Source organism: Aeromonas sobria, assembly GCF_006243315.1.
GTDB classification, from domain to species: Bacteria; Pseudomonadota; Gammaproteobacteria; order Enterobacterales; family Aeromonadaceae; genus Aeromonas; species Aeromonas sobria_A.
Map to the genome: position 1 here is coordinate 1 of NZ_NKWE01000044.1, position 20,983 is coordinate 20,983.

A 20,983-nucleotide genomic window follows, 5' to 3' on the forward strand; every position below is an offset into this window, starting at 1 on the left:
ACATTATGCGCAGTCATGCTTGTGGATAGAACAAAGGGGCCGGAGGCCCCTTAATGGTTGTTCTTCAGGCAGCCACAACGTTCAGGCGGTATCCATTAGCCTGCTTTGGTTCCGATTCCTTCACAACAACATACAATTTGTGGGCTTCTTCATGATTACGGAACACTGTGATTTCAACAGGTTGCTGGTTCTTGATGGCACTTTGCAAAGCCTGATTGAGCTCAGCCGCTGATGGCTCATCTTGTAATGTCAAAACGAAGAATTTGCCAGAGAGTCTTATATCCTTAGTCTCTGAATCTCGACGATAACCAGATGTTGTGACTCGGTTGTTATAAACTAGGTTGAACTGGTTAGCTTCAAGCTTCTCTGAAAAGTAAAATGTCAGCTTGTCCCCATCCTTGTTGGTGTAACACGTTTCCATGGCGGCATCCTTGTTAGCTAATGTTGGTTTGTGGGCAAGGGTTTGCCGCACCAGAAGATCAGAGTAGCGAACGCGATGCGCTTCTCTGTTCTATACATCCGACTCTAACAAGAGGCCACATAGGCCTCTTGAACATTGATGCCGATAACTAGCTTTATCGGCATCACCATCCTAGTCCTTATCAACGTTGTTCTGCTCAGTGCTATCTGGATCAGCTCTCACGTACTTGGCCCCATTGCGCTCATAAATATGAAAGTCAGGATGTTTTCCTTCGCGTACCTCTTCAATTAGCTTTTTACGAGGAACTGTCCCTCGCCCAGGAATTGTGTAAGTTTGGTTTTCGCCGTTCTTCCCATCCTTGTTACCACGAATATCCTTTGCCATAAGCATTCCCCTCTTTGAACACCATGCTCCATACGGATATTGGGACTATTGCTTGCAAACCAAGCCATTACTGACAAAAAACCACTTTGCAAGAGATAACACCCCTCCCCTGTGGCTGGCCCTGAAAAACCGATTTGTATCGGCGTTGATGGTACAACCACGAAATGAAAGACCTGCATCTTGCGATGCAGGTCTTTGTTGAATGTGATCAATGTAATCAGGCTGCCAACCACCGTTTTCGTTTTGGCATGGGGGTCGGGTGGTGCAATGGGCGGGACTGAGTACAGATCTCGATGATCAGTTTTTTCAGTTCACTCATATCGCTACCCTTGAGCGTCAATGACCAGAATGCCCTCGCCTGGCTGTAGTGCATGCCATTGGTATAAAGCAGGGTGTCATTTTCAAAGCGAAGCTGATTGTAGGGCGCTTCCATTTGCAATCCGGTTTCAGGAAACCAGATATTCAAGGTGCCCGAGGGGATCAGGGTAAATTGCGCTATCAGATCGGTTTGTCCGACCAGCTTGTAGGTTTTTTTGATGATATCTAGCGGCATAGGGTTTCTCGATTTTTCAGCAAGCTATTTAATTGTTTGTTTTCTCTGCTGCGGGATGGATGTTTATCCTGCTGATGGCAATGCACTCGTTCCTTACCGCCTCGTTATTCCCTGAACCGCTTGCCATCCCAGAGAAGTACAAAATAGCAGCGCTCGCTTGAATGAGACCTTAATGAATCGCTTGTTGTTTTAAAAATAGACAGCAAACAACAGGATGAAGACTCACAACTTTACATGGCCCAATGTTGTTATCTCTCACTGCTATCCCAGCCGGTCGAGCGGTTTTTGTTGGGCACTCTCATGCCGTTCGCTGTTACTGGTGTGCAGATATTTAGAGGTGGTGTCGATGCTGTCATGTCCGGCATCGGCTTGTACGTGCGAGAGTGGTCGCCCATGCAGATTGATATCGTGGGTGATCCCGGTATGGCGAATGGCGTGGGGAGATAGCTGCCGCATTTCAGCCCCATCCTGGGTAAATCCATCCCGCTCTGCCAGATCTGCACCCTTGCCAATGATCATCATGATCAGGTCTCGTAACTGACGAATGCCCAGATTGGCATTGAGTTCGCCCTGTTCACGGCCATGGGCTGCCGCTTTGTGGCGAACGAACAGTGGTGTCTGTTCATCCGGTGTCGGCAAAGGGGCAAGGCCGAGGAAGCAACGATAGCGTTCAAGCGCCGCCAGCAGCGCTTGGGAGACCGCCACGGTACGCCGCTTTCCCCCTTTGCTTTGTGGAATGAAGTAGCCCCAGACGCCGGTTTTGCGATCCCGGCGAAACTGCCCCATCACCGGAGTGAAACCTGGCCTGGCCGCGACCTCCGAGATCCGTAGATAACAGGCATACATCAGGATGGTGAGAAAGCGGCTGCGTTCGTGCTGCTCGGGATGTTCGCGGGCCAGGGTGTCGGCCGCCTGGAGCACGTAGGACCACTGTAACTCGCTGAAGCATTGAACTTGATCATCGGCCTCTTGCTGTTGTGGCCGCTTGACTCGCTGTAGCAACAAGGCGGGGTTTCTGTCCATGTACTCCTCCTGGATCAGGAACTGGAAGAAGGCGGACAAAATGGCGAGTTTGGTCTTCATGGCCTGTTCACTTAGGCGATAGGGCAAGGCTCGCCCCAGTTCCCGTTTGCCCAGAAACGGGCGCCACTGCGGATTGGGTAATCGCTCCCCCCACTCCTTGTCGAGGATGAACTGCGCCACGTTGCGATAGGCGATCAGCGACTCTGGCGGGGACTGACAGTAGTCGAGATAGCGCATCATGATGCGGCGAGTGAGATCTTTGGGGTTGATGGCGGCCTCGCAAAAGCACCAGTGCAAAAAGGTGGTCAGCTCACTGCGATAGGTTTTGTAGTTATTTTCGCTATGGCGCTGCTCGAGCAGCCAGTCGACCGTTAATTCGTAGACCAGACCGGCATCGGGCACGTCATTGAGGCTGAGGTTGGCCAGGTACTGATTGACTTGCGGGTTGCCAGCCTCGAGATAGATCAGGCTATCAAACAGCGGCATGGCTGGCGGCAAGGATAAAGCGTGTTGAGTCATGGTGTTGCTTGTTGGTGATGATGTGAATTGGTGTGGGTCTGTGAGCCGAGACCCGAGAAAAGGGCCTACGCCGTGATGCATGAATGCGGCTTCTGTTGGTGTCTGTACTGTCCCTTGCGGTTGCTGTTGCTGATTCAGGTCTCCGCGGGCTGGCCGACTATCTCGCAGTTGTTTGCTCGTTGGCTCGGCTGAGATGGCTAGTCACTGCGCACTATTCAGTTATGCACTGTATATGCACCGTTGTTAAAAATTTCTCGGGGTAAATAGCCGTAAAAATGATTTTAAATGCAAATTAATTGAATGGTTTGAGCTATTCATCCCGAGAAGTAGCAGGCCTGTGCAATCAGGCGACCTGTTTGAGCGGTTTCTCTTTGCGCTTTGCTGCCGGCGTCTGCTCTTCTTCTGGACTGGCTGCTTGCACCTTGCCGCCGCGCAGCAGGGTTTGTAGCACGTCACGTTGTTCCGCCAGATAGAACGCCAGACTTTCTTGCTGCTCTGGTGCCAGTTCAATCGGGGCACCGGCGAGCAGGGTCATCAGTTCATCGGCGGTATCCAGCAGCTTGTCGTAGGCATCGGCCTCTTTTTTGCTGGCAAAGGTCATCTTCTCTACTCCCCCACGAACAACCACATATTTGATCTCGACAGCCATGATGGCCTCCTCTTGGTAATGGTGAATAGAGTATATGTATGGATATACAGTATTGCAAATCCACGCATCGAACATGGCCTGTGGATACCATGGATAAACGCGGGTGAGCTCAAAATATCGGAAAGTGCCATTTGACATCCATGTCTGACTGGTCGGATCATTGCCCCATGACTATCGTACGACACCTGTTTATTTTACTGATGGTGGAGGTGCTGCTTCTGGGGAGCATCGCCCATCTTGTTATGAACCTCTCTTGGCCACTTACCCTGCTGATGGTGGTGTTCGCCCTGCTGGCGTTGCGCTGTCTGGTGGTGCTGGGCAGCTGGCTGTTTACCCGCTTCTACCCCTCCCCGGCCATCGGCACTTGGGCGAGAGTGAAGATGATGGCGCAAGAGATGCTCGCCTACCTCTACACCTTTACCTGGTTACTCCCTTTTGAACCGCTGTTGATGGCATCTGATCGGTTGCCAGCCTGTCAGCGGCCGGTGTTGCTGGTGCACGGTTATGGCTGCAGCAGGGGGATCTGGCGCACCCAGCGTGCCAGGCTTGAAGCGGCTGGCCATGTGGTGGCCACCATTACCCTGATGCCACCGTTTGGTCATATCGATGAGATGGTGCCGCTGCTGGCCACCCGGATTGACGATGTGTTGGCGCAAACCGGGGCTGACAAATTGGTGCTGGTCGGTCACAGCATGGGCGGGCTGGTCTGTCGCGACTATCTTGCGGTTCATCGCGGTGACAAGGTCGCGCGCCTTATTACCTTGGCGACCCCCCATCAGGGAAGCCAGCTTGCCGCACTTGGGCTGGGAGCCAATGCCCGCGAAATGGAGCCGGGCTCTGGCTGGCTGCAGCGTTTTTCCTCGGTGCCTCTTTGCGTACCCGGCATCTCGGTGCGCACCAGTCATGACAATGTGGTGATGCCCCAAGAGCGGCAACGGCTGGCAGGTATGGAAGATCTTGAGTTACCTGCCATTGGCCATCTCTCGCTGCTCTATTCGCGCCGTACCACCGACCTGTTGTTACGGCTGCTGGCCCGCCCCTGAGAGCCAGATATAAAAAAGGGGGCCTGATGATTCAGGCCCCCTTTTTGTGGATGAATGGCTAACCGGTTAGAAATGGATCCCCTTGATCAAGGTAGATACGGCAATCTTATCGGCGGCCGCTTTGGATTTATCCCCATCTTTCGGGTCGGAAAACGTGCGAAAACTGGTGTTCATGATCACCTGGGCAACACGGGGTGCCAGCGCATGGATCACCTGACCGAATACCCCAAGGCGCGTCGCCAATCGAACATGCTTGTTGATGATTGTATCGCACACCAGATCGGCGGCCTCTTCCGGTGTCATCATCGGTACTTGGTCATATTCTTTGGTGGGCGCGACCATCGGCGTTTTCACCAGTGGCATATTGATGATGGAAAAGCTAACCCCTCTGTCGGCAAACTCTGACGCGGCGGTGCGCACCCAGGCATCGAGGGCAGACTTGGAGGCGACATAAGCAGAGAAGCGCGGCGCATTGGTCAACACCCCGATGGAGGAGATGTTGATGATGTGGCCTTTTTTCTTCTCAATCATGGTGGGCAGCACGCCCATGATCACCTTGAGCGCGCCGAAGTAGTTCAGTTGCATGGTGCGCTCCAGATCGTGGAAACGCTCGAAAGAGTCTTCAATGGAGCGACGAATGGAACGACCGGCATTGTTGATCAGAATATCGACCCCACCGTGATCCTCGACAATTTGCCTGGTAATCGCCTCCCCTTCGGCCAGATCGGCAAGATCCCCCTGATAGACCTCGATGGTGAGGCCCAACTCGGCAAATTCAGCGCGGGTTTCGGCAATTTTTAGCTCATCGCGGGCAATGGTCACCACGGTCGCTCCCGCCCCTGCCAACTTGCGTGCAGTGGCGCGACCAATCCCCGAGGTGGCACCAGTGACTAATACCACCTTGCCTTCGACCCGCCCGCGCAGGGAGCGATCGATAAAGAGTTCAGGGTCGAGATGACGCTCCCAGTAATCCCACAAACGCCAGGCATAGCTGTGCAGGGGAGGGACCTCAATGCCAGAGCCTTTCAATACCCGCTGGGTTTCGCGACTATCGAAACGGGTGGGATAGCTGATGAGGCGGAACATATCTTTGGGCAGTCCCAGATCGGCAATCGCGGCATCGCGGATCCGGCGTATCGGTGCCATGGTCATCAGCATGGCGCTCAGATGACGGGGGATGAAGTTAAACAAAGAGGCATTAATGCGAATGGCGGGTTCGGGCGCGTGGGCCGCGCGGGCAAAGGTGCTCAGCATGTCACCGACCCGCATCGGGTTGGGATCCGTCAGGTGAAATGTTTTGCGCTCCTCCCCTTGCTGGTGGGCGATGTAGACCATGGCGTCTACCACGAAGTTGACCGGTACGATATTGATGCGGCCCCCCTCCACCCCGATGGCAGGCATCCAGGGCGGCAACAGACGGCGCAACTTCTGGATGGTTTTAAAGAAGTAATAGGGGCCGTCTATCTTGTCCATCTCGCCAGTATTGGAGTCGCCGACCACGATGCCGGGGCGGTAGATCCGCCAGGGAATGGTGCATTCGTTGCGCACAATCCCTTCTGATTCGTGTTTGGTCTGGAAATAGGGCAGGTCGAGGTGCTCGGCCTCCTCGAACATGTCTTCCCGAAACAGGCCGTCGAACAGCCCTGCTGCGGCGATGGAGCTGCAGTGGTGGAAGTGCCCGGCGCCCAGGCGATCGGCAAGTTGTACCGCCTGGCGGGTTCCCTCGACGTTGACCTGCTGCTGGATCCCCTCTTTGGCATTGAGATCATAAATGGCAGCCAGATGGAAAAAGTGATCGATATGGCCACTGAGCTGCGCCAGCTGCTCGGTCGATATGCCCAACAGCGGTAGCGTGATGTCACCAAATACCGGGATGGCTCGTTGTTCATCGACTTGCCAGAAGGCAAACAGGTCAGTCAGTTTTTCTTGATGGGATGAACGCATCAAAAAATAGACTTTGTTGTCGAGTGACGCATCCAGTATTTTTTTAATCAATCTGTGGCCTATAAAACCACTACCACCTGTAATGAAATAGTTCATGTCATCGTTCCGCTACTGATTTGGCTATTACTTACCGTTAGATATATCACGATTCATATGGAAATCTGCAATTCAATAACCAGTTCGTGAGCTATCCCTAAGTTCAGTTAATTTACTGTTTCGTTATTAGGTAGAACCCTCTATTTTTTGTCCCTAGACTGAAATTGAAAAATCAGTAATGCCACAACCGGACTGTACGTTGTCGTTGTCGCCATTACGGTTAACCATCGTTATTCAAGGAGAAGATCATCATGGCTAAAAAACTCAAAGCACTGGCAAGTTCGGTGACCGACAACCAACTCACCTCCACCATCAAGGAGTCCACCCAGCAGATCTGGTTGGCTGGCTTGGGCGCCTATGCCAAAGCGCAGGAAGAGGGTGGCAAAATTTTTGAAGCGCTGGTGCAAGAAGGGGAAGCCTTGCAGGCCAAAACCCGTCAGAGCGCTGACGAGAAAATTGCCGCAGTGACCGACAAAACTGCCGGGACCTGGGGCCGCCTCGAGCAGGTATTCGAAGAGCGCGTAGCGCGTGCGGTTGCCAGTCTTGGCATCCCGACCCGCAAAGATATCGACAAACTTTCCAAGCGCATGGCGGAATTGACCGAGGTGGTACAGCAGTTGCTGGATGCCGAGGACGATGCGGCCCCTGCCGCGGCCACCGAAGCAAAACCGGCCGCAGCCAAGAAACCTGCCGTCAGAAAGGCACCGGTAAAGAAGGCACCGGTCGCCCAGGCTAAAGAGGCGGTGGTCGAACAGGCTGCGGATCTGCTCTCTGCCGCCGAGGATGCCGTCAAAGAGGTGAAAGCGAAAGCGGAAAGCGTTCTCCCCTGATCTCTGATCCTGCCAGATGGTGATTGATACCGGCCCATGCCCTTAGCTGGGCCGGTTTTTCCATTTATAGCGAGGTGGCACTATGAGTACGATCGCAATTGCCCTGGCCGGAGGCGGCCCGCTGGGCGGCATCTACGAGATAGGTGCCTGTGCCGCCCTCTCAGACAGCATCAAGGGGTTGCGTCTTGAACATGCTGACATCTACGTGGGGGTCAGTTCGGGGGCCGTGGTGGCGTCGGCACTGGCCAATGGCATTTCAGCCGACAAGCTGGTGCGGATCCTGCTCAGTGATGACTCCGGTGAGATATTCGATCCTGCCACCTTGCTGCGACCTGCTTTTGGCGAATATGCCGACCGGCTGAGCACCATACCGCCGCTGGCCTGGCAGAGCCTTGGCCATTACCTCTCTGCTCCCTGGAAGCATCGGCTGTTCGAGTCGCTGCAGGGGCTCTCCAAGGCGATCCCGACCGGGTTGTTTGACAACCGTGGGGTGGATCGGATCCTGACCCAGTTTTTTTCTCGGCCGGGCCGCAGCAATGATTTTCGCCAGCTCGCTGGCCGTCTGTTCGTCGTCGCCACTGAGCTCAATACCGGCCATGCGGTGGCCTTTGGCAGCCCGGGGCTGGATGATGTGCCCATCTCTGCGGCAGTACAGGCTTCGGCTGCCCTGCCTGGCCTCTTTCCCCCCTCATTGATCAACGGTCGCTACTATGTGGACGGGGCGCTGATCAAGACCCTGCACGCCTCGGTCGCACTGCAGGAGGGGGCAGATCTGGTCTTTTGCATCAATCCACTGGTGCCTTTTGATGCCAGCATGCTCCCCGGAGATCCTACCAATCTGGTGGACAGCGGGCTGCCGGTGGTGCTGGCCCAGACCTTTCGTGCCATGATCCACTCCCGCATGCATGTGGGAATGGATCGTTACCGTCATGAATACCCCGCTGCCGATGCACTGCTGTTTGAACCCTCGGGTGCCGATAGCGAGATGTTTTTTACCAATGTGTTCAGTTATCGGGATCGTCGCCGTCTCTGCGAGCACGCATTCCAGCGCACGCGCAGTGACCTCTGGGCGCGACGCGAGGTACTGGCACCCGTGCTGGCCAAGCATGGCCTAGAGCTCAATCTGGCGGCACTGGAAGATAAAGAACGCACCTTGCTGACCCCCAGTAGCAGTTCGGTCGCCGCGCTGGACAAGTCACTGGAACAGTTGCAACACTGGCTTGCCAAGCGTTATCGCCACGGCGTGCGTCGTTCATTAGTCAAGGAGTAGCATGGATCGCAAGCCCAAACGCCGTACCCGGGAGCGGATCCTGACCACTGCCCTCGCCTGCTTCAACCGACAAGGGGAACCAACCGTCACCACCTCGGCCATTGCCGCCGAGATGGAGATAAGCCAGGGCAATCTCTATTACCACTTTCATAACAAGGAGGAGATCGTCAATGCGCTGTTCGCTGAGTTCGAACAGCAGATGGCTCGCCTGCTGGATGCAGTCAGTACCCCCACCGATGAAGCGGAAGATATCTGGCTCTTCCTGCACCTGATGTTTGAAGCCATCTGGCAGTACCGTTTCTTCTATTACGATATCTCGACTCTGATGAATGGCTACCATCTGGTGGAGCAGCGCTTTTCCGCTCTGCTGCGTCGCAAGGAGCACACGGCTGCGGCCATCTGCCAGCATTTGCAAACGGCCGGGCTGATGGACGGGTCGGCACAACAGATGCGTTCACTGGCGGCCAATGTGGCGCTGGTGGGCACATTCTGGATCTCTTACCAGCGGGCACTGCACCCCAAGGCGGACGCCGATATCGCCCTCGGCGTCTTTCAGGTGATGCAGCTGGTCGCACCCTATTTGCGGGCCGATGCCCGTGCTCATCTGGGCGCCCTCGCCCACCACTATACCGATAAGGTTTGATTCACATGCTACAGGGAGAACCAGCATGACTACTTCACAACTCGAATTTGTCCCCTTCCCCTATGCGGATGCGGCTTATGACTATGCCGGCCAGAAGCTGGCTGATCACTGGGAGCGCCTCCATCAGGGGGATGCCGAACCCTGGCCTGAGGATGAACAGGTACAGGATGCCTGGCGTGCCTATCACGCCGGGGATTTTGCCCAAGCGGTGGCGCTGGGTGAAGCTGCTGGTGACGAAGGGCTCAACGTGGCAAACAAGGCGCTGGTGATCCATGCCAGTTACCTGTTGGATGACAAGTACGCCAAGCGCGCCGCCTTCGAGCGGGCCGCCAATCACGCCGAGCAGCTGCAAAAACGCCAGCCCGACAACGCCAACGCCTGGTATTTCCACGCCCTGGCACTGGGCCGCTACAGTCAGGTGATCTCTATCACCAAAGCGCTGTCACAAGGGATTGGCGACAAGATCAAGAGCAGTCTGGAAAAGGCGCTGGCGCTGGAGCCGGATCATGTCGAAGCCCATATCGCCTTCGGTGCCTGGCACGCCGAGATAGTCGACAAACTGGGTGCCATGATTGGCGGCATTACTTATGGCGCCAAAAAAGAGGAGTCAGAGCGCCACTTCAAGGTCGCGTTGGCGTTGATCCCCGATTCTGCCATTGCCCGTATGGAGTACGCCAATGCCCAAGTGATGCTGCACGGCAAGAGTCGCCTGAAAGCCGCTGAGGCGCTCTATGCCGAAGCGGCCGAGTGCCAGCCGGTGGATGCGATGGAGCGCCTCGATGTGGCTGCCGCGTGTGATGAGCTTGAGGATGAGTGATCCCTTCATCTGCCGCTAAAGAGTGAGGCCAACCTGCAGGTTGGCCTCTTTCGTTATGGCAGGAAATGAATCTGCGGTGGGTCAACCCAGTAGTGCATCGAGCTCGCGCGGGTCACAGTGCAGTGCTGGCTCCATCAACGCCAGTAACAGCAGTTGTTCAAACTCTATCGCAAAACGCGCCACCACCTGGTCGGGATCTGGCACCAGCTTCTTGTCGGTGATCAGACCCAACTGTACGGTATGGTCGTAAGAGAGTATGGAGACCCCCACGCCGATATCCCCGGCTTGTGGCACCCAGAATAGCGGTTGGCGCAATCGCGCCCCGGCCAGATAGAGTGTCTGCTGCGGGCCGGGCACATTGGTGATCACCGAACTGGCTTTGGCCGAGAGCAGCTCGACGGCTTGTTGTTGTACCGCCTTTGGCGCCATCCCCAGCACCTGCAGCAGATTGAGCACGACGATAGGCTGTAACGAGGTGCGCAGTGCCAACATGCGGTCACGCACGGCATAGAGGCGTTGCAATGGATGTTCAATATCGAGCGGCAGATCCAGTGCCACCAGCCCGAACCGATTGCCAAGGGCGCCATCATCGTCTGGTGCCCGCATATTGACTGGCACCAGCGCACGGATCTCTACCAGGTCAGCGTCATCCCCCTTCTCCTGCAAGTAGTGGCGAAACGCACCGGCGGTGGCGGCGATCAACAGATCGTTGACCGAGCAACCCAGCACCTTGCCCACGGCTTTGATGTCTGGCAACGCAATCTGTTCTGACCAGGCCACCCGCTTGGTGCTGGCGGTTTTGCCCCGCAAGCGGCATGGGGAGTCATCATTGAGGGTGGCAATGTGGCACAGCTCGCTGGCGACATCTCGTCCGATCTTGAGGTAGTCCATGGCCTTGGTGGGATGAGTAACCACATCGACATATCTGGACCAGAGGTTGCCGGTCAACTTGAGACCGGCCCGCACTAACCTGCTGCCCCCGTGTGGCATCTCATCCTCTTCTGGCGTGGACTCATCCCGCTGCGCTGATAGTTGGGGGCGTGGCGAACCTTGCGGGGTGTTATCCATCATGGTCAGAATGGCCCGCACCAGCGAGAAACCGTCGCCCATGGCATGGTGGATCCGCACCACCAGCGCCTGCCCGCCGAGGGAGGTATCAGTAAGATGCATGTCCCATAAGGGGCGCTGGTGGTTAAGGGGGGTGGAAGCGAGATCGGCCACCAGCTTTTCCAGTTCAAGCTTGCCCGCTTTGCCCGGCAGGATCACCCGTTTGAGATGTTGGTCGAGATCGAAGTCAGGGTCATGGCGCCAGTAGTAGGATCCCCCTTCGAGAATAGCGCGTTGCTGAAAGCGAGGCTGTACCGACATGGTATGGCGCAATCCGTCCCGCAGGCGCGGCTCATCCAGTTGGCCTTCGAACATCAAGACGCCAATAATCTGCATCAGATTATTAGGTCTGTCCATGCGTAACCAAGCAGTGTCAACGCAGGAGATAAATTCACTTAGTGGCATGGTTGTTTCCCTACAACATGAATTTAGCGAGGCGGCCAATCACAGATGCCACTCATATTCGGTGAGGGCCTTCAGGGAGTGAACATAACAGCAGCAACGACCGACTCGAAATATGAAAATAGAATGACCGATAATAAAATACCCCGTTCATCAATCGCCTATTTAATAACCACACAAGGCAAGCAAACGGATATATTACCAGGCTGACTTGCCTGCAGATCCGGCTATTTCAGGTGTACCCCTGATGGTTTTACGCACGATTAGGGCAAGGTAGCCGGTTGCTGACATAATCGAGGATCTCTTGCTCCAGCACACTACGCACCGGTAGCAGCATCAAGCCGAGATGTACTTCAAGTCGCAAGGTGTTCTCGTCCAGCATCAGGGAACCATGAACCCCTGAGCCACGAAACCGCAATTCGGTCTCCTCTTCATCTGCCCATTCACAATCGAGCTGGTAGCTTTCGCTCATATCCTGAGCGATGGCTTCTGCGGCAAGGCGTGCGGCGGCAAGACCCAGAGGATGTTGACGGTTGACCTGAATGGTGGAGAGTCCGCTGTTACCAGCGAGTGAGTCATATAGAAACATGGTGAATACTCTGGGCCATAAGATATTTATTGATATTAAACACATGTTCAGCACAAGTGAAAGGGGTGTTCCCATAAATGGGACTCACTTAACAGAGTCGAGGGCAATCGAACTGGCGAGTAGGCCACAGCATTTATTCCAGCTTCTCATGGGGTTACACTTGTCCCTAAGCGGGCAACAAAAGTCGTTTATTTTTCATCTGGTTGTATACATATGCCCCAATCATCTTGCCATTCCATGGGCCACAGGCCAGAGAGCATTACATGACCCATCAAGACCACGTCCACGATGATGCAACGACCCTGGGACGGCTCTATCGCCAGCTCAAGCGGGTTGCCGCCTTGCGCGAACAGATGCGAACCCATCCTGAAGATCAACAGGATCGGGACCGGTTGCGCCAGTGGCAGGCCGACAGGTTGGGGCGTACCCATAGTGATCTGCTGGAGAGTGACCGCTATGGCCCCGCCGCCGCGTTTTTCCTGACCGATCTCTATGGCCCTGGCGATTGCGCTCGCCGCGATGCGGACGTGATGCGGGTGATGCCGACCGCCGAGCGATTGTTGCCGGAGTCCGGTCTCAAGGTGCTGGCGCAGGCGATCGAACTTGATGCCCTCTCCGAGGAGCTGGATTATCTGATGGTGGTGGCATTGCGCCGCATTGGGGGTATCAATCCTATCAGTGCCGAACACTACGTCATTGCCTATCGCGCCGTGGGCGAGCAGGCGCGTCGCGAACAGCAGATCACCCTGGTGAATGAACTTGGCATGACGCTGGACAGGCTGGCGAGAAAACCGCTGCTGGGTGCGACCCTCAAGCTGGTCTCTGGCCCGGCTCATTTGGCTGGGCTTGGTGAGCTGTTCTCCTTTGTCGAGCGGGGTTATCGGGTCTGCCATCAGATGGGGCGTGCCAACGAGTTTCTCGAGACCATCGCCAGTCGCGAGACGGCGATCATGACGGCGCTCTTTAACGGCGACAGCAGTGTGCTGGCGTAGTGTTGCGGTGAGGGATAAACCGCCAGAATAACAAAGCGGGCCGATGGGCCCGCTGTTCGTTTATCACTTTTTGCCGATATGTTGGTCAATATGAGTTCGGTCAGATCACCAGCAGATCCATAAAGGCGTGTACCGGGGTGGCGGCAAGGCGCGGCCCGTCCTGACAGAGGGCGAGGATATTGCTGACCCGTTTCGCCGGGAAGCGGGTCGCCAGATTGTGCTGGAATTTTTCCACCAGCAGCGGGATCCCCTCCTCCCGACGACGGCGATGGCCGACCGGGTACTCCACCTCCACCTTAGGAGTGTGAGTGCCGTCCTTGAAGAAGATCTGGATGGCGTTGGCAATGGAGCGCTTGTCCGCCTCCAGATATTCACGGCTGTAGCGTTTCTCCTCCTGCACCACCATCTTGCTGCGCAGCCCATCGATGCGGGGATCGGCAGCCACGTCATCCTCATAATCCTCGGCGACAAGGCGACCGAAGATCAGCGGCACCGCCACCATGTACTGCAGGCAGTGATCTCTGTCGGCGGGGTTGTTGAGGGCCCCCACCTTGCTGATGATGCGAATGGCCGACTCATGGGTGGTGAGCTCGATGCGGTCGATCTCGTCCAGCCGCCCCTTCAGCTGACCGTGCAGCTTCATGGCGCACTCCACGGCGGTCTGGGCGTGGAACTCGGCGGGATAGGCGATCTTGAACAGCACGTTCTCCATCACATAGCTGCCGTAGCCCTGATGCAGGGCAAACTGGTTGCCCTTGAACAGCACGTCGTAGAAACCCCATTTTGGCGCGCTCAGCACGCCGGGATAGCCCATCTCACCGCTCATGGTGATAAGGGCGAGGCGCACCGCACGGGAGGTGGCATCCCCCGCCGCCCAGCTCTTGCGGGAACCCGCATTGGGGGCATGACGGTAGGTACGCAGGCTCTGGCCATCGACCCAAGCCTGGGAAACGGCATCGATCACCTGATCGCGGGTTCCCCCCAGCATATGAGCCACCACGGCGGTGCTGGCAACCTTGACCAGCACCACGTGATCGAGACCGACCCGGTTGAAGGAGTTCTCCAGCGCCAACACCCCCTGAATCTCGTGGGCTTTGACCATGGCCACCAGCACATCGCTCATGGTGAGCGGCGCCTTGCCTTCAGCGACGCGGGTACGGGAGAGCCAGTCGGCGGTGGCCAGAATACCCCCCATATTGTCGGAAGGATGGCCCCACTCGGCAGCCAGCCAGGTGTCGTTGTAATCGAGCCAGCGGATGATGGCGCCGATATCCCAGGCCGCCTTGACCGGATCGAGACAGAGCTGGGTACCGGGTACCCTTGCACCATGGGGCACGACGGTGCCGGGGACTATGGGGCCAAGGTGCTTGGTGCACTCGGGGAAGCGCAGGGCCAAGAGGCCGCAGCCTAGCGTGTCCATCAGGCAGTAGCGGGCGGTGTCGAGGGCCGCCTCGCTGGTGATGAGGTGGTTGCAGACATAATCGGCAATATCGACCAGCACCTGATCGGGCTCGGGTCTGTGGTTGACGTCGACGTTGGCGGACATCGTGATTTCCTTATCGTTGTTGTAGGGAGACAAAATGACGGGGGGCCGGGCCGACATAATCGGCGCTCGGGCGGATGATCCGGTTGTGCTCGCGCTGCTCCATCACGTGGGCACACCAGCCGGTAACCCGTGAGCAGACGAAGATGGGGGTGAACAGCTTGGTCGGGATCCCCATGTAGTGATAGGCGCTGGCGTGGAAGAAGTCGGCGTTGGGAAAGAGCTCTTTCTCTTCCCACATCACCTTCTCCGCCTCGCAGGAGACGCGATAGAGGCGATCATCCCCCACCGCTGCGGCGAGTTTGGCCGACCACTCCTTGATGATGACGTTGCGCGGATCTGAAGTGCGGTAGATGGCATGGCCAAAGCCCATCACTTTATCCTTGGCCACCAGTCTCGCCAGCAATTCGCGCCTTGCCTGCGCTTCATCCTGCCAGGGCTCGATCATCGCCATGGCCGCCTCGTTGGCGCCGCCGTGCAGCGGGCCGCGCAAAGTACCGATGGCGGCGGTGATGCAGGAGAACATGTCGGAGAGGGTCGAGGCGCAGACCCGCGCCGCAAAGGTGGAGGCATTGAACTCATGCTCGGCGTAGAGGATGAGGGAGACATGCATCACCCGACGCTCCAGCTCGCTCGGCGCCTTCTGGTGCAGCAGCGCGAGGAAATGGCCGCCGATACACTCTTCATCGGTATCGAGGGCGATGCGTACCCCTTCATGGCTGAATTTGTACCAATAGATCAGGATGCCCGGGAAGGCAGCCAGCAGCCGATCCGCCACTTCATGCTCGTGCTCGAAACCATCTTCCGGCTCCAGATCGCCGAGCATGGAGCAGCCGGTGCGCAGCACATCCATGGGATGGGCATTGGCGGGGATACGCTCCAATACCTCCAGCAGCGGCAGGGGCAAGGCGCGCAGGCGACGCAGTTCGCGCTTGTAGGCGTCAAGCTGCTGCTCACCGGGCAACTCCCCCTTGAGCAGTAGATAGGCGACCTCCTCGAACTGGGCGCTATCGGCCAGCTCCTTGATGTCGTAGCCACGATAGGTAAGACCGGTGCCGCTCTTGCCCACGGTGCAGATGCTGGTCTCCCCCGCACTCTGCCCGCGCAGACCTGCCCCGCCCAACGGTTTTTGTTGTCCCATACGCTGCCTCCTAATCCCTGGATGTGAACAGACGATCCAGTGTCTGCTCGTAGTGGTGATATCCGAGAAAGTCGTAGAGCGACTCCCGGGTCTGCATGGTCTCCACGACGGCGCGCTGATGGCCATCCTGGCGAATATGGTGATAGACGTTGAGGGCTGCCTGATTGGCGGCGCGGTTGGCGCTTAACGGGTAAAGCACCATGTCGACCCCGTGGGCGGCGAGCTGCTCTTTGTCAAACAGCTCGGTTTTGCCAAATTCGGTCATATTGGCGAGGATCGGCACCCCGGCCGCCTGCTTGAACTGGTCGTACTGGGCAAGCTCGGTCACCGCCTCGGCGAAGATCATGTCAGCGCCGGCAGCCACATAGGCGGCGGCACGTTCAAGGGCAGAACCTAGCCCCTCCACCGCCAGCGCATCGGTGCGCGCCATGATGACAAACTCGCTATTCTCGCGGGCATCCACCGCCGCCTTGATGCGATCGCACATCTCCTCCAGCGTGACCACAGCCTTGTTGGGGCGATGACCGCAACGCTTCTGGGCCACCTGATCTTCCATATGAACGGCAGCAACACCTGCCCGCTCGAACGCGCGAATGGTGCGGGCGATATTGAATGCCCCGCCCCAACCGGTATCGATATCGACCAGTAGCGGCACTCGGGTGGCCGCGGTGATCCGCTCAGCATCGATCAGCACGTCATTGAGGGAGGTCATGCCAAGATCCGGCAAGCCGTAGGAGGCGTTGGCCACCCCGGCGCCGGAGAGGTAGAGGGCTTGAAAACCACTGCTCTCGGCCATTAGCGCCATATAGGCATTGATGGTACCGACGATCTGCAGGGGAGCTTCATTGGCAAGGGCGGTGCGAAAGCGCAGGCCTGCCGAGGGGGACAAACTGGACATCATGACTCCTTTCACCTGTCTAGTGTGGCTATCTAATATCACGTTTACGTTAACGTCAATCATACTTTCGTCCCATTCAGGGTGCAGGCAAGACAGCGAAACGGTTTTAGGGTAAATTTCACCGATTCTTTCAACAGGTTGAATTGCATGATGGAGCCCAGTTCCGTGATTGTCTGTCCGGCGTGCGACTTGCTGATCCAGCGCAAGGCTCTGCCGCTGCGTCGCCATGCCCACTGTCCACGCTGTCACCAGCATCTCTATGGCCGTTATGCTTTTCGTCCCTCCCAGTTGATGGCATTGACCATCACCGGCTTGCTGTTGCTGCCCTCCGCTTTTTTTGAACCACTGATCTATTTGCGATTAGGCGGGGTGAGCTCCGATGCTGATCTGCTGCGCGGGATCCTGGTGCTGTTTGGCGAGGGCGAGTGGTGGGTGGCCGGTCTGGTGCTCTGGTGCGCCGTGCTGGCACCCGTCGGGCTGCTGGCCGGTATCTTTGCACTGGCATCGGGGCTGGCCAAACGCTGGCAGATCCTGGCGCCAACCTTGAAGCTGGTAGAAGTGTTTCGCCACTGGGCCATGCTGGAGGTCTATATCGTCAGCCTGCTGGTCGCCCTGTTCAAACTGATCGATATCGCGGATGTCCAGCTTGGTGGCGGATTGCTGAGTCTGGGTATTTTGATGTTGCTTAATATGACCCTGCTGATCCTGTTTGACCCGGCGCCCTACTGGGCACGGATCCCCCTCAAGGAGGCAGCAGATGACCAGCGCCCGTGAGATGGGGCTGTGCCGCTGCCACGACTGCGGCTTGCTGGTTCGTTATCAAACTGGGGCCCGCTGCCCCCGTTGCAACAGCAAGCTTCAGGTGCGTATTCCCCGCTCCCTCGCCTGGTCGTGGGGCTTGCTGGCACTCGCCACCTTTATGCTGCTACCGGCCAACTTGCTGCCCATTACCCACTTCTACAACAAGGGGTTGCTGCAGTCAGATACCATTTTCAGCGGTATCATGATGCTCTATCGCAGCAAGATGAGCGGGATTGCCACCATAGTCCTCACCGCCAGTATACTGGTGCCGGTGGGCAAAATAGTGGGGCTGGGCTGGATCTGCTGGCAGTTGCAGCGGGCCAAGCCGGTGCGACGCAAGCGCCAGCTTTTGATGTATCGGGTGATCGACTTTATCGGCCGCTGGTCGATGCTGGACTTGTTTGTGATTTCACTGATGGTGGCGCTGGTCGATCGCGGCGTCATGCTGAGTGTCCGGGCTGGCCCCGGTGCCACTGCCTTTGCCGGTGTGGTGGTGCTGACCATGATGTCAGCCCGCATGCTCGATCCCCGTTTACTGTGGGATAAGGCAGCCCGTTGATAAGTTCTCTGTTTCTGAATTATGTGCTGTTTAATCCAGCCAATAAGGAGTCGGTATGATCGGGGCTGAACCCGTCATTGAAAAGCGCCGCTGGTTATCGCCAGTCTGGTTGCTCCCCCTGATAGCCCTGCTGCTGGCGGGGGGCTTTCTCTATCAGCAGGTGTTGAGTCGTGGCCAACTTATTCAGGTCAACTTCGCCCAGGGTAACGGTATTTTACCGGGCAAAACCCAGATCCGTTATCAGGGGGTGGCCATCGGTGTCGTACAAGAGATGGATCTTGCTGAAGATGGCCGCAAGATTGCGGTGATGGCCAAGATAGACAGCCGGGCCCGGCCACTGATCCGCAAAGGGTCAGCCTTCTGGCTGGTGAGCCCCAAAGCATCGCTGACCGAGATCTCCGGACTCGATACCCTGGTCTCCGGTAACTACATCAATCTGCAACCCGGGCGTGACAACAATCCGTTGGAGGAGACCTTCGATGCACTGGAGGGGCCTCCCCCCGGCTATCAGGCTCAGGGGCGGATGCTGCACCTGACCGCTGACTCGTTGGGCTCGGTGGGGATCGGCGCCAAACTCTACTTCCGTGGCATAGAAGTGGGCAGCGTCATCAATACCCGCCTTGGCCAGGACAACCAGAATGTCATTCTGGATCTGGTGATCGAGCCTCGTTTCGAACATCTGATCAAAGCCGATACCCGCTTCTGGAATATTAGCGGCTTCAAGGGCTCCTTCAGTCTGGCCGGGGTGAACGTGGAAGCGGGTAGCCTCACCTCCATCCTGAGCGGCGGCATCGCCTTTGACTCGCCTAAAGCCTCGCCAGAGCCAGAGAAGGGGCAAATGTTTACCCTCTATAAAGGGCTGGCGGAAGCGGCCCGTGGTGAGCGCATCGACATAGTGGCCGGTGATCTGCCCATCAAGGAGGGGATGCCGATCCTCTATGAAGGGATCGAGATTGGCCGCATTGACCCTATTGGTCTGACCGACAAGGGGCGCATGGTGACGGCGCTGATCAATCCGGAGCAGGCTTATCGCATTACCGACAAGAGCCAGCTGGTGTGGGAGAGCGTCTCCCTCTCCCCGACCGGTGTGCAACATGCGGATCGCCTGCTCTCTGGCCCTGCCATTCGCCTTGACTATGTGGCGGGCAAACCGGCGCGCAAGATGACGCTGACCGATCGCGCTCCCCAGACTGGCACCAAGGTGACGCTGCAGGCCGAGGATCTGGCCGGGCTCAATCAGGATGCGCCGGTCTGGTACAAGGGATTAGAGGTGGGCCGGATCAGCCAGCTCACCCTGGATGCGCGCGGTAATGCCAGTGTCGAACTGGTGATGACGCCGAACTATGGTTATCTGCTCAACCGAGCCCGTTTTTATCGGGCTGCACCGCTGCAGATCGATGCCGATCTGAGTGGCATCAAAGTGGAAACCAGCCCTGCCAGTGCCTGGCTCGGTGGTGGGATCAAGCTGGTACAAGCCAGTAGTGGCGAGCGGATCAATCGGCTCTACCCGGATCAGGAGCTGGCACTGCTGGGGACCCGTGATGCCAAGCCCCAGCGCTGGTTGCTCAAAGCAGATCAGGCCGATGGTATCGGCATTGGCTCCCCCGTGCTTTATCTGGGATTGGAAGCGGGCAAGGTCAAACAGCTGCGCGCCGCGAAAGAAGGGGTCGAGATTGAGCTGGAAATTGACGGTGTCTACGCACCCCTCCTCGCCCGGCAGCCGCAATTTTGGAAGAAAGCAGCCATCGACACCCGGGTAGGAGTTGACGGCGTCAAGGTCAAAGTCGGTAATCTGGCCACCTTGCTGCGCGGTGCCATCGAATTCGACCAGTTGGGTACCGGCCGTAGCAGCCATCAGCTGTTTGATAATAAAGAGCAGGCCAGAGCCAAGGTTCGCCCCCTCTCTCTGGTGGCGGAGAGCAACCCGGGCCTCGGAGTTGGCAGCCCGATCCGTTATCGCGGGGTCGATATCGGCAAAATCGATCAGATCGAGCTGGAGCCCTCCTTGGGGCAAGTGATCTTCAAGGCAGAGCTTGATGGCCACTACGCAGCGCGTTTTTTACAATCCGGTGCCCGCTTCACCCTGGTGCAAGCCAAGCTGGGGCTGGGTGGTGTGGCCCATCTCGACACCCTGATCAAAGGGGCCTTTGTCGAAGCCCAACCCGGCAAGGGGGCAGGCAAAGATCGCTTCCCCCTGAACCAGAGTGGTCCGGTTGGGTTGGCCCTGACCCTCAAGAGCCCTTCGGTCAACGGCCTTAGCGTTGGTAGCCCACTGCTGTTTCGCAAACTGGTGGTGGGCAGTGTCACCAAAGTGGCGCTGGCACGGGATGGCAGCGAGGTGCTGATTGAGGTGAGCGTGGAGCAGGAGTATGCCCATTTGGTGCGAGCCAACTCACGGTTCTGGAACGTCTCCGGAGTGAAGGCGGATATTGGCCTGACCGGCGGCACCATCGAAGTGGAGACGGTGCAGAGCCTGCTAGCGGGCGGCATCGCCTTCAATACCCCGGAGCAGGAGATGGGCCCGACCGTTAAGACCGGCCACAGTTATCCGCTCAACAGCAAAGCCGAGAAAGCGTGGCTGGAGTGGAGCCCGCGCATCCTGCCCTGATCTTCTTCCTCAATCACTGTTGATTGCCACAAACGCCCGGCCTGCATGCCGGGCGTTTTATTTCATCTGCTCTATTTAGCCAGGGTCACCATTAAGAGAATGGCTTGGCCTGTGGTAGGATATCGACCCTCTTTTTCGGTCAACGAGACGG

Annotated in this window: 20 protein-coding genes; 9 read left to right on the plus strand and 11 right to left on the minus strand. The window is 57.2% G+C overall.

Features of this window, described 5'->3' with window-relative positions:
* Positions 1-64: 64 nt before the first annotated feature.
* The 5 genes from CF137_RS14315 to CF137_RS14335 form a co-directional block, all read right to left on the minus strand.
* On the minus strand, positions 65-421 hold the full coding sequence (locus tag CF137_RS14315; protein WP_139719808.1) for a YolD-like family protein: 357 nt from the start codon (positions 419-421) through the stop codon (positions 65-67).
* A gap of 171 nt (positions 422-592) precedes the next feature.
* The gene (locus CF137_RS14320; RefSeq protein ID WP_139719810.1) at positions 593-805 is read right to left on the minus strand and encodes a DUF3892 domain-containing protein; all 213 of its coding nucleotides are present in this window, start codon (positions 803-805) and stop codon (positions 593-595) included.
* Between the two features lie 217 nt (positions 806-1,022).
* Positions 1,023-1,358: a hypothetical protein gene (locus CF137_RS14325; RefSeq protein WP_139693233.1), complete on the minus strand. Its 336-nt coding sequence runs from the start codon at positions 1,356-1,358 to the stop codon at positions 1,023-1,025.
* A gap of 261 nt (positions 1,359-1,619) precedes the next feature.
* The gene (locus CF137_RS14330) at positions 1,620-2,867 is read right to left on the minus strand and encodes a tyrosine-type recombinase/integrase (protein ID WP_193556572.1); all 1,248 of its coding nucleotides are present in this window, start codon (positions 2,865-2,867) and stop codon (positions 1,620-1,622) included.
* A gap of 376 nt (positions 2,868-3,243) precedes the next feature.
* The gene (locus CF137_RS14335) at positions 3,244-3,549 is read right to left on the minus strand and encodes a YebG family protein (protein WP_042023440.1); all 306 of its coding nucleotides are present in this window, start codon (positions 3,547-3,549) and stop codon (positions 3,244-3,246) included.
* 167 nt (positions 3,550-3,716) lie between these two features.
* Between CF137_RS14335 and CF137_RS14340 the strand changes: the two genes are divergently transcribed.
* Positions 3,717-4,592 carry an esterase/lipase family protein gene (locus CF137_RS14340; RefSeq protein WP_139719812.1) on the plus strand — a complete coding sequence of 292 codons (876 nt, stop codon included), beginning with the start codon at positions 3,717-3,719 and terminating at the stop codon, positions 4,590-4,592.
* A 66-nt stretch (positions 4,593-4,658) separates the two neighbouring features.
* Here the strand turns inward: CF137_RS14340 and CF137_RS14345 are convergent, their stop codons facing one another.
* The gene (locus CF137_RS14345; protein ID WP_139719814.1) at positions 4,659-6,632 is read right to left on the minus strand and encodes an SDR family oxidoreductase; all 1,974 of its coding nucleotides are present in this window, start codon (positions 6,630-6,632) and stop codon (positions 4,659-4,661) included.
* A gap of 251 nt (positions 6,633-6,883) precedes the next feature.
* Here CF137_RS14345 and CF137_RS14350 point away from each other — a divergent pair, with 251 nt between their 5' ends.
* The 4 genes from CF137_RS14350 (at position 6,884) to CF137_RS14365 (ending at position 10,192) form a co-directional block, all read left to right on the plus strand.
* Positions 6,884-7,462: a phasin family protein gene (locus CF137_RS14350; RefSeq protein WP_042021952.1), complete on the plus strand. Its 579-nt coding sequence runs from the start codon at positions 6,884-6,886 to the stop codon at positions 7,460-7,462.
* Between the two features lie 82 nt (positions 7,463-7,544).
* A complete protein-coding gene (locus CF137_RS14355; protein WP_101317070.1) occupies positions 7,545-8,732 on the plus strand; it encodes a patatin-like phospholipase family protein in 1,188 nt (395 codons plus the stop codon).
* Position 8,733: 1 nt separating this feature from the next.
* A complete protein-coding gene (locus CF137_RS14360) occupies positions 8,734-9,375 on the plus strand; it encodes a TetR/AcrR family transcriptional regulator (RefSeq protein WP_139693244.1) in 642 nt (213 codons plus the stop codon).
* A 25-nt stretch (positions 9,376-9,400) separates the two neighbouring features.
* Entirely contained in the window at positions 9,401-10,192 is a 792-nt protein-coding gene (locus CF137_RS14365) for a tetratricopeptide repeat protein (RefSeq protein ID WP_139719816.1), read from the plus strand.
* 81 nt (positions 10,193-10,273) lie between these two features.
* Here the strand turns inward: CF137_RS14365 and CF137_RS14370 are convergent, their stop codons facing one another.
* The gene (locus CF137_RS14370) at positions 10,274-11,704 is read right to left on the minus strand and encodes a wax ester/triacylglycerol synthase family O-acyltransferase (RefSeq protein ID WP_139719818.1); all 1,431 of its coding nucleotides are present in this window, start codon (positions 11,702-11,704) and stop codon (positions 10,274-10,276) included.
* A gap of 250 nt (positions 11,705-11,954) precedes the next feature.
* Entirely contained in the window at positions 11,955-12,290 is a 336-nt protein-coding gene (locus CF137_RS14375) for a polyhydroxyalkanoic acid system family protein (RefSeq protein ID WP_162515635.1), read from the minus strand.
* Positions 12,291-12,553: 263 nt separating this feature from the next.
* Here CF137_RS14375 and CF137_RS14380 point away from each other — a divergent pair, with 263 nt between their 5' ends.
* Positions 12,554-13,282: an FFLEELY motif protein gene (locus CF137_RS14380; RefSeq protein WP_139719820.1), complete on the plus strand. Its 729-nt coding sequence runs from the start codon at positions 12,554-12,556 to the stop codon at positions 13,280-13,282.
* Positions 13,283-13,382: 100 nt separating this feature from the next.
* Here CF137_RS14380 and CF137_RS14385 read toward each other — a convergent pair whose 3' ends face one another.
* The 3 genes from CF137_RS14385 to prpB are packed head-to-tail and all read right to left on the minus strand — an operon-like array spanning position 13,383 to position 16,864.
* Positions 13,383-14,828 carry a bifunctional 2-methylcitrate dehydratase/aconitate hydratase gene (locus CF137_RS14385; RefSeq protein WP_139719822.1) on the minus strand — a complete coding sequence of 482 codons (1,446 nt, stop codon included), beginning with the start codon at positions 14,826-14,828 and terminating at the stop codon, positions 13,383-13,385.
* Positions 14,829-14,838: 10 nt separating this feature from the next.
* Positions 14,839-15,966: a bifunctional 2-methylcitrate synthase/citrate synthase gene (gene prpC / locus CF137_RS14390; RefSeq protein WP_139719824.1), complete on the minus strand. Its 1,128-nt coding sequence runs from the start codon at positions 15,964-15,966 to the stop codon at positions 14,839-14,841.
* 10 nt (positions 15,967-15,976) lie between these two features.
* A complete protein-coding gene (gene prpB, locus CF137_RS14395) occupies positions 15,977-16,864 on the minus strand; it encodes a methylisocitrate lyase (RefSeq protein ID WP_139719911.1) in 888 nt (295 codons plus the stop codon).
* A gap of 147 nt (positions 16,865-17,011) precedes the next feature.
* On the opposite strand from prpB, the gene CF137_RS14400 reads away from it, so the two are divergent.
* From CF137_RS14400 to CF137_RS14410, 3 genes are read left to right on the plus strand one after another with little or no spacing between them, the layout of a single operon-like run.
* The gene (locus CF137_RS14400; protein WP_139719826.1) at positions 17,012-17,638 is read left to right on the plus strand and encodes a paraquat-inducible protein A; all 627 of its coding nucleotides are present in this window, start codon (positions 17,012-17,014) and stop codon (positions 17,636-17,638) included.
* A complete protein-coding gene (locus tag CF137_RS14405; protein WP_101317056.1) occupies positions 17,622-18,224 on the plus strand; it encodes a paraquat-inducible protein A in 603 nt (200 codons plus the stop codon). Before CF137_RS14400 ends, CF137_RS14405 begins: the two co-directional genes overlap by 17 nt.
* A gap of 55 nt (positions 18,225-18,279) precedes the next feature.
* Positions 18,280-20,832, plus strand: a complete 2,553-nt coding sequence (locus tag CF137_RS14410) for an MlaD family protein (RefSeq protein WP_139719828.1) — start codon at positions 18,280-18,282, stop codon at positions 20,830-20,832.
* Positions 20,833-20,983: the final 151 nt, after the last annotated feature.